Origin of the sequence: Streptomyces sp. NBC_01549 (genome assembly GCF_026339955.1) — a bacterium.
GTDB lineage: Bacteria > Actinomycetota > Actinomycetes > Streptomycetales > Streptomycetaceae > Streptomyces.
Genome location: NZ_JAPEPW010000001.1, coordinates 5,859,165 through 5,873,353, shown reverse-complemented (window position 1 = coordinate 5,873,353; position 14,189 = coordinate 5,859,165). Strand labels below are relative to the sequence as shown.

12 protein-coding genes are annotated in these 14,189 nt (G+C 69.9%); 6 read left to right on the top strand and 6 right to left on the bottom strand.

All coding sequences use genetic code 11. The annotated features are described in order from the left end of the window. Positions 1-93: 93 nt before the first annotated feature. Positions 94-1,116, top strand: a complete 1,023-nt coding sequence (locus OG819_RS26145; RefSeq protein WP_266651296.1) for a phosphotransferase family protein — start codon at positions 94-96, stop codon at positions 1,114-1,116. 5 nt (positions 1,117-1,121) lie between these two features. Beyond that, positions 1,122-2,336, top strand: coding sequence for an acyl-CoA dehydrogenase family protein (locus OG819_RS26140; RefSeq protein ID WP_266651295.1), 1,215 nt, complete (start codon positions 1,122-1,124; stop codon positions 2,334-2,336). Positions 2,337-2,396: 60 nt separating this feature from the next. On the opposite strand, the gene OG819_RS26135 is transcribed toward OG819_RS26140, so the two are convergent. From OG819_RS26135 to OG819_RS26125, 3 genes are read right to left on the bottom strand one after another with little or no spacing between them, the layout of a single operon-like run. Then, on the bottom strand, positions 2,397-2,990 hold the full coding sequence (locus OG819_RS26135; RefSeq protein ID WP_266415823.1) for a TetR/AcrR family transcriptional regulator: 594 nt from the start codon (positions 2,988-2,990) through the stop codon (positions 2,397-2,399). A 56-nt stretch (positions 2,991-3,046) separates the two neighbouring features. Next, positions 3,047-4,708 carry an AMP-binding protein gene (locus tag OG819_RS26130; RefSeq protein WP_266623475.1) on the bottom strand — a complete coding sequence of 554 codons (1,662 nt, stop codon included), beginning with the start codon at positions 4,706-4,708 and terminating at the stop codon, positions 3,047-3,049. Beyond that, on the bottom strand, positions 4,705-5,469 hold the full coding sequence (locus OG819_RS26125) for an SDR family oxidoreductase (protein ID WP_266623476.1): 765 nt from the start codon (positions 5,467-5,469) through the stop codon (positions 4,705-4,707). The genes OG819_RS26130 and OG819_RS26125 overlap by 4 nt, the downstream gene beginning before the upstream one ends. A 228-nt stretch (positions 5,470-5,697) precedes the next feature. Between OG819_RS26125 and OG819_RS26120 the strand changes: the two genes are divergently transcribed. Together OG819_RS26120 and OG819_RS26115 are read left to right on the top strand one after the other, a co-directional pair. After that, positions 5,698-6,951 (top strand): DUF1343 domain-containing protein, encoded by a 1,254-nt coding sequence (locus OG819_RS26120; RefSeq protein WP_266623478.1) that lies wholly within the window; start codon positions 5,698-5,700, stop codon positions 6,949-6,951. 110 nt (positions 6,952-7,061) lie between these two features. Continuing rightward, positions 7,062-8,396 carry a serine-threonine protein kinase gene (locus OG819_RS26115; protein ID WP_266651294.1) on the top strand — a complete coding sequence of 445 codons (1,335 nt, stop codon included), beginning with the start codon at positions 7,062-7,064 and terminating at the stop codon, positions 8,394-8,396. Between the two features lie 34 nt (positions 8,397-8,430). On the opposite strand, the gene OG819_RS26110 is transcribed toward OG819_RS26115, so the two are convergent. Next, complete coding sequence (locus tag OG819_RS26110; RefSeq protein WP_266651293.1) at positions 8,431-11,223, bottom strand: penicillin acylase family protein; 2,793 nt, start codon at positions 11,221-11,223, stop codon at positions 8,431-8,433. Positions 11,224-11,591: 368 nt separating this feature from the next. Here OG819_RS26110 and OG819_RS26105 point away from each other — a divergent pair, with 368 nt between their 5' ends. Next, complete coding sequence (locus OG819_RS26105; protein ID WP_266623485.1) at positions 11,592-12,194, top strand: hypothetical protein; 603 nt, start codon at positions 11,592-11,594, stop codon at positions 12,192-12,194. A gap of 337 nt (positions 12,195-12,531) precedes the next feature. Here the strand turns inward: OG819_RS26105 and OG819_RS26100 are convergent, their stop codons facing one another. Both OG819_RS26100 and soxR read right to left on the bottom strand, forming a co-directional pair. Continuing rightward, positions 12,532-12,816 carry a GNAT family N-acetyltransferase gene (locus tag OG819_RS26100; protein ID WP_266623486.1) on the bottom strand — a complete coding sequence of 95 codons (285 nt, stop codon included), beginning with the start codon at positions 12,814-12,816 and terminating at the stop codon, positions 12,532-12,534. A gap of 270 nt (positions 12,817-13,086) precedes the next feature. After that, positions 13,087-13,596, bottom strand: coding sequence for a redox-sensitive transcriptional activator SoxR (soxR, locus tag OG819_RS26095; protein WP_266623488.1), 510 nt, complete (start codon positions 13,594-13,596; stop codon positions 13,087-13,089). A gap of 128 nt (positions 13,597-13,724) precedes the next feature. Here soxR and OG819_RS26090 point away from each other — a divergent pair, with 128 nt between their 5' ends. Beyond that, positions 13,725-14,186 carry a MaoC family dehydratase gene (locus OG819_RS26090; protein WP_266415803.1) on the top strand — a complete coding sequence of 154 codons (462 nt, stop codon included), beginning with the start codon at positions 13,725-13,727 and terminating at the stop codon, positions 14,184-14,186. The last annotated feature ends 3 nt before the right edge of the window (positions 14,187-14,189 follow it).

Here is a 14,189-nt window from a genome sequence, read left to right as displayed (position 1 = left end):
AGACGCCGATCACGTTTCGTCCCGGCGCTGGACGACATACCGACTGGTCGGCATCATGGTCATGTCCAGTTTCCCGGCGTGCAGGAGAAAAGAATGAGTCCCGACCACCCGCCAGGTCTCGATCTCGACCGACTGCGCGTCCTGCTCGACAGCGAGCGACCCGGTCTGGCGCACGGCCCGCTGACCGGCCGGCTGATCGAGGGCGGGCGGTCGAACCTCACGTACGCGATCACGGACGGCACCACGAGCTGGGTCGTCCGCCGGCCTCCGCTCGGGCATGTGCTGGCCACCGCGCACGACATGAAGCGCGAGCACCGGGTGATCAGCGCGCTGCACCCGACGGCCGTCCCGGTACCGCGTCCGGTGCTGCTGTGCGAGGACGAGGAGGTGCTGGGCGCTCCCTTCTACGTCATGGAGTTCGTGACCGGCACCCCGTACCGCACCGCCGAGCAGCTCGCCCCGCTCGGCCCGGAGCGCACCCGGAACGCGGTGCTCGGCCTCGTCGACACCCTCGTCGAACTGCACGCCGTCGACCCCGCCGCCGTGGGCCTCGCCGACTTCGGACGCCCCGAGGGCTTCCTCGACCGGCAGCTGCGCCGCTGGGGCAAGCAGTTGGACGCGTCCAGGAACCGTGAGCTGGCAGGGATCGACGAGCTGCAGGCAGCTCTGGGGCGCGCGCTGCCGCACTCCCCCGCGCCCGCGGTCGTACACGGCGACTACCGGCTCGACAACGTGCTGATCGACGCGGAGGACCGGATCACGGCGATCCTGGACTGGGAGATGTCCACGCTCGGGGATCCGCTCACCGACCTCGGCCTGCTGGTGATGTACAGCGCGCCGCTGGACCTGCCCGACTCCCCCATCAGCACGACCGCCTCGGCGGCCGGGCACCCGGACCCGGCCGAGATCATCGAACGGTACGCCGCGCGCTCGGGCCGCGACGTGTCCGACGTCGCCTGGTACACGGCGTTCGCCTGGTTCAAGCTCGCCGTGATCCTGGAGGGCATCCACTACCGCTACACGCTCGGCCAGACGGTCGGCGCGGGCTTCGACCGCATGGGTGAACTGGTCCCGTTCTTCATCGAGCACGGTCTGACCACTCTTCAGGAAGGCTGACCCGCATGGACTTCGCATACGACGCACGCACCGAGGAACTGCGCGGGAAGCTGCTCGCCTTCATGGACGAGCACGTCTACCCCGCGGAGGCGGTGGCGGAGGAGCAGCGCGCCCGGCTGGCCTCCCCGTGGGACACGCCCGCGGTGGTCGGGGAGTTGAAGGCGGAGGCCCGCAGGCAGGGCCTGTGGAACCTCTTCCTGCCCGACGCGGAGTACGGCGCCGGGCTCACCAACCTCCAGTACGCGCCGCTCGCCGAAATCACCGGTCGCAGCCCGCACTTGGCGCCCACCGCGCTGAACTGCGCCGCGCCGGACACCGGCAACATGGAGGTGCTCGCGCAGTTCGGCGACGAGCAGCAGAAGAAGCAGTGGCTGGAGCCGCTGCTCGCCGGTGAGATCCGCTCGGCGTTCGCGATGACCGAGCCGGAGGTGGCCTCCTCCGACGCCACCAACATCACCACGCTCATCGAGCGCGACGGCGACGATTACGTCATCACCGGCCGTAAGTGGTACATCTCCGGGGCGATGAACCCCGACTGCAAGATCTTCATCGTGATGGGCAAGACGGACCCGGACGGGCCGGACATCCGCCGCCAGCAGTCCATGGTCCTGGTCCCGCGCGACACCCCGGGGCTCGAGGTCCGGCGCGCCATGCAGGTGTACGGCTACGAGGACCACTCCCACGGCGGGCACGCGGAGGTCGTCTTCGACCATGTCCGTGTCCCGGTGAGCAACCTCGTCGGCGAGGAGGGCGGCGGCTTCGCCATCGCCCAGGCGCGGCTCGGCCCGGGCCGTATCCACCACTGCATGCGGCTGATCGGCATGGCCGAGCGGGCGATCGAGCTGATGTGCCGCCGGGCCGTATCCCGTACGGCCTTCGGCAAGCCGCTCGCCCAGCAGGGCGTGGTCCAGAACTGGATCGCGGACGCGCGCGTGGCCGTCGAACAGCTCCGTCTCCTGGTCCTGAAGACCGCCTGGATGATGGACACCGTCGGCAACAAGGGTGCCCACACCGAGATCCAGGCCATCAAGATCGCCACCCCGCGCACGGTCGTGGACATCCTCGACAAGGCGGTGCAGCTGCACGGTGCGGGGGGTGTCAGTCAGGACTTCCCGCTGGCCGAGCTGTGGGCGAGCGCGCGCACGCTGAAGCTCGCGGACGGGCCGGACGAGGTCCACCAGCGGTCGCTGGCGCGACGGGAGATCAAGAAGTACGTGTGAGTCGGGCGGTGCCGCGCGGGTGCCCGCGCCCCTTTTCAGGGGCGCGGGCACCCGCGGTCCCTACGGCCGGAGCGCGCGCAGCAGCAGGTCCGCCAGGTGGTCGGCGACCTGCTGGGGGGTGAGGGGGCCGTCGGGGCGGTACCAAGTCGACAGGTGGTGCACCGAGCCGAAGTGGTAGTCGACGACCAGGTCGGCCGGGGTGGCGGTGGAGAAGACGCCCTTCTTCTGGCCCTCCTCCACGAGCGCGCGGAAGCGTTCGTGGTAGCGGCGGCGCTCGGCGCGCACCTGCTTGTCCTTCTCGGGGCTGAGGTGGTGCATGGAGCGGAAGAAGATCGCCGCGTCGTCGAGGTTGTCGATCGTGGTGACGACGACGTCGGCGGCGGCACCCCGCAGCCGCTCCTCCACCGGCGCGTCGGCGTCGGCGAACGCGTCCAGCCGCTCCTGCTGAAGCCGCAGCACACGCGCGTACACCTCGTGCAGGAGGTCGTCCTTGGACCCGAAGTAGTGGTACAGCGCGCCCTTGGTGACGCCCGCCGCCTCCACGATCTCCTGCACGGACGTGCGGTCGTAGCCCTGCTCGGCGAAGAGCCGGGTGGCGGCGGCCAAGAGCCGCTGCGGGACGGGCGTACCGTCTCCGTCCGTCGTCCTGGGCACTGCCGCCACCTGCCTTCCAAGCGTTTGTCCGGTGAAACGCGTCGTCTACTGGTCGTCTACTGAGAGTCCTGGGGACGGGAACGCAGTTCCCGACGGAGGATCTTGCCACTCGCCGTCTTCGGCAGCTCGGGCAGGATCTCCACATGCCGCGGATATTTGTAGGCGGCCAGTCTCTCCTTGCAGTACGCGGCGAGCGCGTCGGGGTCCTCGTCGGCGCCCGGCCGCAGGCTGATGTAGGCCTTCACGGTCTCGCCGCGGTAGCCGTCGGGGATGCCGACGACGGCCGCCTCGCGGACCGCGGGGTGCGTGTAGAGCACGTCCTCGACCTCGCGGGGCCACACCTTGAAGCCGGACGCGTTGATCATGTCCTTCTTGCGGTCGACGACGTAGAGCCAGCCCTCCGGGTCCATGAATCCGATGTCGCCGGTGCGCAGCTCACCGTCCGGGAAGGTCTCGGCGGTGGCTTCGGGACGGCGCCAGTAGCCGGGCACGACCTGGGGCCCTCGTACAAGGATCTCGCCCTGTTCGCCGAAGGGCACCTCCTGGCCCTGGTCGTCGACGATGCGTACGACCGTGTCGGGGCCCGGCACGCCGACGGCCAGCGTGCCGGAGACCGGGTCGACGGGAGCCTCCCGGTGCGGCGGTACGGAGGCACAGGGCGCGGTGCACTCGGTGAGTCCGTAGCCGTTGCGGATGTAGGGCCCGACGCCGGCCCGGAACTTCTCCACCAGGGCGGGCGGCAGCGGTGCGCCTCCCGAGGAGATGTTCACGAAGGAGGAGAAGTGGTCCGGCGTGACCGCCGGATGCGCCGCGAGGGCCATGAAGGCGGTCGACGGGCCCACCGTGTACAGCGGCCTGTGCTCGGCGAACGCGTCGAGGACGACCCCCGCCTCGAAGCGGTAGGCGAGGACGAGCGTGCCCGCGCTGTTGAGGCAGGCGGCGAGCTGGCAGACCATCCCGGTGATGTGGAACAGAGGTGCCATCGCGAAGTAGACGGGCGCCTCGGGCAGCCCGAGCCCCGTCCGCTGCCGCTCGGCGTTGTACATGATGTTGCCGTGCGTGTTGGTGGCCCCCTTGGGGGTGCCGCTCGTCCCGGAGGTGTAACTGATCAGCGCGATGTCGGAGGGCTCCGCGTCACGCCCTTCGGGGGCCTTGTGGCCCGCCCGGGCGACGGCCACCAGATCGTCGGCGTCCGCGGCCTGCGGCAGCCGCTCGAAGGTCAGCACACGCGCGTCGCCCCGCGTCTGGAAGTCCAACTCGCACCCGGTGAGGACGACGCTGACGGCCGAGTCGGCCGCCGTGTCGCGCAGATACGACTCCCACGCGCGGTCGGAGCACACCAGGGCGCGTACGTCCGCGTCGTGCAGGACGTGGCGGACCTCGCCCGACTTGTACATCGGGTTGACCGGCACGACGGTCGCGCCCGCCTTCCAGGCGCCGAGCAGCGCGAGCACGAAGTGCGGGGAGTTCTGGAGCAGGATCGCGACGCGGTCGCCGCGCTCCAGACCGCGGGCGGCGAGGTGCCCGGCGACGGAGTCGCTCAGCTCGTCCACCTCGCGGTAGCTCAGCCGCCCGTCGAAGTAGGCGAGCGCGGCGCGGTCCGGGGCGGCCGCCACGGCCCCGCGCAGGGCGTGCACCAGGGAGTCGGCCGGGCTCACCGGGCCACTCTGGGCGTCATTGAGGAGGGCGACCCAGGGCCGGTCGGCGTAGGTGGTCATCGGGTCGCCTCCCACTTCTGCTGGATGTGGTTCATGTTCGCCAGCCAGTGGTCCGGCTGCGTGGCCCGCACCTGGTAGTACCCGGCGACCTCGGGGTGCGGCAGGATCAGGAAGCGGTCCTCCGCGATCCCCGCGAAGAGCGCGTCCGCGACGGCCTCCGGCTCGATGGCGGTCGGCTGGAGGACCAGGTCGCCGGCGCTGCCGGTGGCGTCGAGCATGTCGGTGCGCACGCCCTGCGGGCAGATCGCGTGCACCTTGAGGCCGCGGTGGCGGTAGGTCAGCGACAGCCACTCGGCGAAGGCGTACGCGCCGTGCTTGGTGACGCTGTAGGGCGCGGCGCCGATCATGGTGAGCAGTCCGGCGGCGGAGACGGTGGAGACGAACCGGCCGCTGCCGCGCTCCAGCCAGGCCGGGAGCAGCTCCTGGGCCGCCCGTACGTGCGCCATCACGTTGACGTCCCAGGCGAGCGCCCAGACCTTCTCGTCGGCCGACTCGCTGCCGGCCGAGGGAAGGCCCGCGTTGGCGCAGTAGACGTCGATGGTGCCCCCGAGGGCGTCCCGGGCCTCGGCCACGATCGCGGACGCGTCGCCGGGAACCGCGATCGCCCCGATCTCCTCGGCCACGGCCTTCGCCTTGGCGGCGTCCAGGTCGTTGACGACGACCCGGGCCCCCTCGGCGGCGAAACGACGGGCCAGCGCGGCCCCGATGCCGCCCCCCGCTCCGGTGACGACGACTCCCGCATCCTGCACGGCTTCCACCATCAGTCTCCTTCGACACGACGCGACACAACACGGCTCAGCTGCGACCCCAGACTAACCAGTCGGTATGTAGCGAGGGAAGGGGCTTCCTTTTCAGAGGGGTGGCGCTGTGCCACGTATGCGGCTCCGCCGGGTGGGCCCGACCGGCCGCATACGGCCTGCCGCCTACGCACCGTCCGCGGGAGCGCCTAACGTGCCGGTGCCAGCCTTCCGCGATCACGGAGGTCCCCCATGCGCCCTTCCCGCCGAGCCCTCCTCACAGCCACCGCCACGGCCACCGCCACCGCCGCCTTCGCAGCGACCCGCACCACCCCCACCACGACGACATCCCATGCCGACCCCCTCCGCACCGGCTTCGAGCAGCTCCGGGCAAGCGGCTACGCCGCCCTCCACGGCCGGCGTGTCGGCGTCGTCACGAACCCCACCGGTGTCACCAGAGACGTTCGCCACATCGTCGACGTCATGCACGCCGACCCCCACGTCGAGCTGACCGCCGTCTTCGGCCCGGAACACGGCTTCCGCGGCACCGCACAGGCCGGCGGCTCCGAGGGCCGCTACGACGACCCGGCGACCGGACTCCCGGTCTACGACACGTACCTCAAGAGCGGCCGGCCTCTCGCCGACATCTTCACCGCCTCCGGCGTGGACACCGTCCTCTTCGACATCCAGGACGTGGGCGCGCGTTTCTACACGTACATCTGGACGCTGTACGACTGCATGGAGGCGGCCCAGCTCGCGGGCAAGCGCTTCGTGGTGCTGGACCGGCCGAACCCGGTGACCGGACGGGCGGCCCAGGGCCCGGTGCTGCACAAGGAGTTCGCGACCTTCGTCGGACGGCAGCCCATCGCACAGGCGCACGGGATGACGGTGGCGGAGCTGGCCCGGCTGTTCAACGGGAAGTTCCTGACGGCGCCGGTGGAACTGACCACCGTACTGATGTCGGGCTGGAAGCGGTCGGACTTCTACGACGCCTCCGGCCTTCCGTGGGTGCCGCCGAGCCCGAACATGCCGACGGCCGACACCGCCCTGGTGTACTCCGGAACGTGTCTCTTCGAGGGGACGAACCTGTCGGAGGGGCGCGGCACGACCCACCCGTTCGAGTTGCTGGGCGCGGAGGGCATCGACGGCCGATGGGCGCTGGAGGCGAACCGGCTCAAGCTCCCGGGCGTGCACTTCAGGGAGGCGTATTTCGCTCCGACCTTCTCCAAGTTCCAGGGAAAGACGATCGGCGGCGTGCAGATCCATGTGCACGACCGGTCCGCGTACGACCCCGTCCACACCGGAATCGCCCTCCTGGTGACCGCCAAGAAGGTCTGGAGCGGCTTCACCTGGCGCTCGGACAACTGGATCGACAAGCTGACCGGTTCCACAAGCGTGCGCAGGATGATCGACGCGGGGGCGACGGCCGACAAGATCGTGGCCGCCTGGCAGGACGAGCTGAAGGCTTTCCAAGGGATCCGGAAGGAATATCTGCTCTACGGATGAGCGGAAATAACTTCTTTTCCTTGGATGGGTCGTGACCTATGGCCAATCTTCGCCCCCGGTAGGACGATGCGCCCACATCGCACCGCCTTCGGGGGACGAGGGGGCTTGCCATGGCGGATCCGGCAGTCAGTGTTTCTCCCTATTGGGAACTGACCTTCGACGCGGACGGAGACGTGGACGGCCGGGAAAGGGACCGGCTGCTCGCGGAGGTGCCCCGGCGCGGAGTGCGTGATCTGATCGTCTTCGCGCACGGCTGGAACAACGACCGTTCCGGCGCGACCCGTCTCTACAGCCAGTTCTTCGCACCCGTCCCGGACCTCGCGCCGCACGCGCGTCTGGGGTATGTCGGTGTGGTGTGGCCCTCGATGCGGTTCTCGGACGAGCCGATCCCCGATTTCCCCCGGTCGGTGGCCGCCGCCGTCTCCACCGGCGTGCCCGCCGCCGCCCGCGCCGCGCTCGACAAGGACACCCGGCACGCGCTCCTTGAGGTGTTCCCCGGCCGGGCGACGGTCGTCGAGCAGATCGCGCGCCTGCTGGACCAACAGCCGGACGAGGGCGCCTCCTTGGAGGAGTTCGGGCGTCTGGTGCGGCTGCTGGTGGAGGTGCGACCACAGGGACCGCAGGCCGCCTTCGCCGCGGACACGCTCGCGGCCGGGGTGCCCCAGGGCGACCCCGCGATGCTCTTCGGGGACACGGCCACGGCGTGCGGCGAGTTCGCCGATGCGCTGGCCCGGATGGCGGCCCCCGGCGAGGCCTTCGCGCTGCCGCGGCTCTGGGACGGAGCGCGTGAACTGCTGCGCCAGGCCACGTACTACGCCATGAAGCGGCGCGCCGGCACGGTGGGAGAGCGTGGGCTCGGGCGGGCGCTCGGACAGCTCGCGACCGCCGCGCCCGGGGTGCGCGTGCACCTGGTCGGGCACAGCTTCGGCGGACGACTGGTCTCCTTCGCGCTGCGCGGACTGCCCGAGGGCGTGCGCACGGTGAAGTCCGTGACCCTGCTCCAAGGGGCGTTCTCGCACTACGCGTTCGCCGCGCGGCTGCCCGGCGATCCGCGGTCGAGCGGCGTGCTGCACGGTCTGCCGAGCCGCGTCGACGGCCCTGTGGTGTGCTGCTACTCCCACTTCGACACGGCCCTCGGCACGATCTATCCGCTGGCCTCCCGGATGGCGGACGACGACCGCTCGGTGCTGGGCGTGGATCTCGACCCCGGCCACCTCCTGGGCGCCCGCTGGGGCGCGATGGGACACGACGGGGTGCAGGCGGTGGAAGGCACGAAGACGTTCACGCTCGCCGACGCGCTGCGCGCGAAGCTGCCGGTGTCGGGGTGCGTGAACGTCGACGCGTGCGCGGTGGTGAACCGCGGTGGGCCCCCGTCCGGGGCCCACAGCGACATCTGCCACCGGGAGCTGGCCCAGGTGGTGCTGGCGGCGGGCCGCGTTCAGTGACCCGCCGCCGGGAAGTCCGCGACGCGCTCCGGGGTCACCGGTGCGACGTGTACTCCACCACCTGCTGATAGGTCGGCCGGTTCTGCCAGGTGATCTTGCCGTGCTTGATGCCGCCGAGCGTCCGCTGGACGATCGAGTCGGCACACCACTGGTCACCCGCCGAGCACTGGTCGTCGCCCGGGTAGACCTGGGCGGCCGTCAGGTCGGCCGCCGTCTTGAGCGTGCTGATCAGGGTGTCCCGGCAGGCGCTGAGACTGCCGCTGCCGCAGTACTTCTGCGACAGTCCGCCCTGCACGGACTCGCCGAGGACCGCCCGGATGTCCTTGTCGACATAGCTCCACCAGCCGTACTGGAAGGAGCTTCCGGCGTGTGCGCCGGTCGGGCCGTGGGCGGCCGACGGCGACTCGTCGATGGGCAGGTTGTTGGAGAAGGCGGTGTACAGGTCGGTGCCGAGACCGGGTTCGAACTCGGCCTTCACCAGCAGCGGCCACCAGGCGTCCAGGGTGCGGATCGCGTCGGCGTTGGCGTAGGCCTTCGAGCCGGCCGAGGTCTCCTTGCGCTTGGCGCCAGCCGTCACCCAGTCGGACAGCTTGGTCACCGCCGCGGCGGCCGTGGTGTCCGTGACCGTCGAACTGTTGATGACCTTCAGCAGCTTCGGCAGCACGTCCTCGGCCCGCAGATCGGCCAGCGCGGCGTCGGCCATCGCCTTGGTGAGCGAGGACCTGGTCACCCCGCCCGCGGCGACCAGCTTCTTCACCCGGTCCTCCAGGAGGTTCCCGCGGTGCACGGAACCGTCGCCCCAGGGGGCCGTGGTGTAGTCCTTGGCCTGCTTGTTGTTCCAGGAGATGTAGTAGTCCTGGTCGATGGAGTTGGGGTGGGCGGACGGCGGGGTGTACGAGGCGGTGTTCGTGGTCGGGTCCCAGTTCTGCCACTCGTAGGCGGCCTGCGCCCAGACCGGGAACTCGGCGTCGACGCCGGTCGCGCGCACCGGGTTGTCACCGCTGTTGTAGTACGCGGTGTGCGAGGAGTCGGCGTAGAACCAGTTGAAGGTGTAGTTGATGTGCTGCACCGCGCTCTGGAACGTCCCCGGGCTCTTCACGTAGTCCGGGTCGTTGAGCATCTGGAAGCCGATGATCGAGTCGGCCTCGTGCATGTAGGAGGAGCGCAGGGTCGTGTACGCGACCTTCTTGCCGCCGACCGTCGCGCGGTACTCCACGGGACCGTACTTGGTCCGGTAGACCTGCATGCGGTACGAGCCCGCCGCCGTGCTGTCGGCCGTGGTGGGCTTCCAGGAGTTGGTCCGCTCCACCTTGTCCATGGCCGTGCAGGTGCCGTGGTACAGGTAGTGGTAGTCGTCCTGGCACAGCTCGACGGCGTAGGTGTCGATGATGTCCTGGCCGGAGGTCGTCGCGCTCCAGGAGTAGTCCTGGCCGCGGCCGAGTTCGACGTACATGCTCAGGCCCGCGAAGGAGGCGCCGCGCGCGCTGAGGCCCGGGCCCTGGATCTCCTGGAGCATGAGGAGCTGTGGCGCGAAGTAGCCGGTCTGCGGCCCGAAGACGGCGATCGGATGTCCGCTGGCGGTGTACTTGCCGCTCACCACGAGGGCGTTGGACATCCCGCGCTTCGCCGAGGTGAGGGTGGTGGCGGCCGCCGTCGCCGAGGTGCTGGTGGCGGTGGCGGTCGCCGCGCTGCCGGTGCGGTCGTAGACCAGCGGCTCCTGGGTCACCGAACCGGCTTCGGGCAGGGCCTCGCCCTGCGCGGTGTCGGGCTTCGAGGCGTACGGGAAGCTCTCGCCGTTGTGGACGGTGAGCACCGCCTCGGGGTCGTTGCGCTCGCGGAAGGACTCCCAGACCTTGGTGCCTTCGGTCACGCCGTACTTGGACTGCGCGGCCAGCAGCGAGATGGCGTTGTTGACCTCGCCGCCGCCTCCGGAGCCGAAGAGCGAGCCGATGACGGAGGCCAGCGCGACCAGGTCGGTGATCTTGAAGTGGTCGATGGTGCCGGCGTTGGTGATGGAGTCCTTGTGGCCGGTCAGGACGTACTCGCCGGGGAAGTAACGGCCGCTGTCGGAGGCGTCGATGTAGGCGTTGATGCCGTCGATGTAGGCGTTGGCGTCGGCGAGGGCCTGCTGGCCGCGGGTGCCGTTGTTCGCGATGGCGTTGTCGATCTGGGTCTGCAGATCGGCCTCGGTGTAGGGGGCGTTGCGCCAGAACTCCTGCTCCAGGCCCTGGTTGGAGGGGGCCCCGCCGGCGAAGGAGGTCAGCTGGCCGCGGCCGACGTGCCGGAAGACGTCCATCAGCCACAGCCGGTCCTGGGCGGCTGCGTACCCGGCGCCGTACTCGGTGCCGTAGCGGGTGGTGCCGGTGATGTGCGGCACACCGGTCTTCTTGTCGCGGACGATCGTCACGTCGGTGCGTCCGCCGGGCGCGGTGGTGGAGGCGACCTGGTCGGAGGCGACCCCGAACGACGCGTCGTTGAAGAAGTCGTTGATCTTGGCATCGGTGAGCGTGGCGGCGCCCGAGGCCAGGTTGCTGTAGGGGCCGAGCTGGTCCTCGGCGTGGTCGGGCTGGATGCCGAAGGCCTGGTTGAGGAGGATCTGGGCGAGGGTGGCGTTGCCGTTCTGACCGGGCGGGAGGATGTCGGAACACTGGCCGCCGCAGTAGTCGTTGGCGGCGAGCGCGGCCGTGCCGTCGGCGGCCGCCGCCTGGGTCAGCGGGGACAGCAGGGCGGCTATGAGGGCACAGATGGATGCCGCTCCGAGGAACTTGGGGAATCTGCGGGGAGTTCTCAGTCTGTCGAGTGCGGTGCGTGCGGTGCGCCGTGGCATGGCTGCTCCTACCGACGGGGGTGGGCCGGACGTTACCGCCGGTATCCCCGAGTTGGAAGATGAACATGCGTCAACTTTTCAACGATCACTGAGCTGTTCAGAGGTCACGAGCCGTTTAGAGATCGACGGGCCGTGCGGAGCCGACGACCGACACCCCGGCACCCGGCACCCCGACCCACAGGCTTTTCAACGGGTGACTGACAGCGAAGGGAGGTAGGCCGGAGGGAGTTCGGCCGGTGACTTATGGCGCTCATCGGAAATTGGATGGAGCCGAATCACGTGTCGATACGTCTACTCGGCGACGTCCTTGGGACGGCGACGCCGAAGTGACCGAAGTACAGGTGCAGGTGTGACGGAGGTGCAGGGCGATGGCGGGTTTTCGGAGTCTGGCGAGACAGGTGCGAGATCCGAGGAGTGATCTGGCACTGCGACGCTATTCACTGCGCAAGTGCCTGGAGAGGTTCGCCCCTTACGGGCATCGGGCGACCTGGGACCATCTCTGCTCCCGGGCCGGGTTCGGTCCCGAGGACCGGTCCCCCGATTCAGCGCGGCTCGTGGCCGCACTGGACGAGTTGGAGGAGGCCCGCTCCGTCTGGCTCGCCTACGAGGTCGAGTTCGCCGAACGCCGCAAGAAGGAGAAGCACGACGGGCTGCGCCGGCCGGGCAGCGTGGACGACTGGCACCGGCTGACCTGGGGTGGTTTCGGCGTCGCGTGGTGCGACGATCCTCGGATCCACCCCCATGAGTCACTGGCCGAGGTGCTGCGCCGGCTGATCGCCGCGCTGGAGCGCGAGCCGGGCACGGTCTGCCCGGTCTGCACCGGTGAGCGCCTCATCTGGAAGTACGACCTGGCCCACGAACCGTCGTCGGGTCCCGTCTGTACAGGCTGCGGAATCGTCGTGCCGCGGCCCGTCCTCACGCCCGAGGCACTGGCGGAGGCCAGGCGCGGGCGGTTGCTGGTCTCCGCGTGAGCGCTCCGCTGGGTTGAGCGGCGGCGGGGTTACGGGAACTGTGGGTGAGTCGTCGGCCGCGGGATTGTCCGTGGCTGAGCGCGCAGTTCCCCGCGCCCCTCTCAGGCGCGTGGCCTGGCAGGCTCGGAGGCATGGTGCAGGTTCGTCCGAACAGTGTGCGGGAAGCCGCCGACGGGGTCGGCGTGACGCCTCCCCGGAGACGGCCGAGCGGTCGGCCCGCTCCCTCCTGGCGGACCTGGGCACCGCGCACGGCCGACCCGTCCTGCTGCACGGCGAGGAGGGCGACACCTGGCCGGTCCTGAGACTCGCAAGATCGTAAGCGCCGGGGCATCCTCGCTCAAAGCCGCATAAGACCCGCAGCAGTCGGCCAAAACCCGCACTGTGCGTAGAAGGACTCAAGGTGAGGTTCGTAGTCGACGTGCAGCCACTGGGCACCACAAGTCCTCGCCTCATCGGCGGCCGCACGCACCAGTTGCACCCCGAGCCCCTGCCGACGTTCGTCAGGGTGCACGGTGGTGTCCAGGATGAAAGCGTGAGCGCCGCCGTCACCGACCACGTTGACGAATCCGACCAACCGGCTCCCCCGGCGTGCGGCGATCCAGGCGAGACCGCGGGCCAGCATCGGTGCGAAGGATGTCAGCCTGTGACCCGGCCAGTCAGGAGGCACTGAACAACTCGTTGAGGTCGTCATCCGTGAGCATGGGGCGCACCGCCAACACCGCATCGCCGTCCAGCGACGGATCACTGATCATCATGCAGATCAGCCTGCCACGCGCCTCACGTCCGTGATCAGCCCCTCAACGAACTAACGCGGTGCAGCACTAGCGTGACGCGCCGGGGCGGCCGGAGCGCGGGAGCCGGTCCTGCGGAGCCGGAGGCCGAGGAGTGCCGCTCAGCGGCACTCCTCGGCCTCCGGCTGGCGATTCCGTGGTTTCCGCTGCGCGGTGACGCGCTCCACCATGAGCCGGGACCCCGCCTGGCGCTCGCCGAAGACGTCGTCGGGGTTGGACAGCACGCAGTTCTCCAGGGACAGACAGCCGCACCCGATGCAGTCGGTCAGGTGATCCCGCAGCCGGCTCAACTGCCTGATCCGCTCGTCGAGTTCGGAACGCCAGGCCTCCGACAGCCGGGCCCAGTCCGCGCGCGTCGGGGTGCGCTCCTCGGGGAGCTCGGCGAGCGCCTCGCGGATGGTGGCGAGGGGGATGCCGACGCGTTGGGCGGCCCGGACGAAGGCGACACGGCGCAGCGCGTCGCGGTGGTAACGGCGCTGGTTTCCGGTGGTGCGACGACTGCTGATCAGGCCCTTGGACTCGTAGAAGTGCAGGGCGGAGACGGCGGCGCCGCTGCGGGCCGACAGCTGACCGACGGTCAGCTCGTGGATCTTCTCAGGGATCTGGGGCACCCCTCCAACCCTACCTACTTCGTCACCCGCCCTACCTACTTCGTCACACGCCCGGTCCGTTGACATGCGCCCCGCGCCCGACCATGCTAAGCAGTTGCTTAGACATAGAGATGCGGGAGGTCGGGAAGATGGCAGAGCCGAGGACGTTCGCGACGGTCGACGAACTGCGGGCCGCGGTGGGCGAACAGCTGGGGTATAGCGACTGGGTCGAGATCGAGCAGAAGCGGATCGACCTCTTCGCGGAGGCGACCGGCGACCACCAGTGGATCCATGTCGACCCCGAGAAGGCCGCCGCCGGCCCCTTCGGCACGACGATCGCGCACGGTTACCTCACCCTGTCGCTCCTCCCGCTCTTCGGCCCGCAGCTGATCAAGGTCGAAGGCGTGAAGATGGGCGTCAACTACGGGACGAACAAGGTCCGTTTCCCCGCCCCCGTACCGGTCGGCTCACGGCTGCGCGCCACCGCGAAGATCACCGGCGTCGAGGACGTGACCGGCGGTGTCCAGGTGTCCGTGGCCTTCACCGTGGAGCGCGAGGGCGGCGACAAGCCGGTATGCGTCGCCGAGTCGGTGTCGCGCTACTACGTCTGAGCA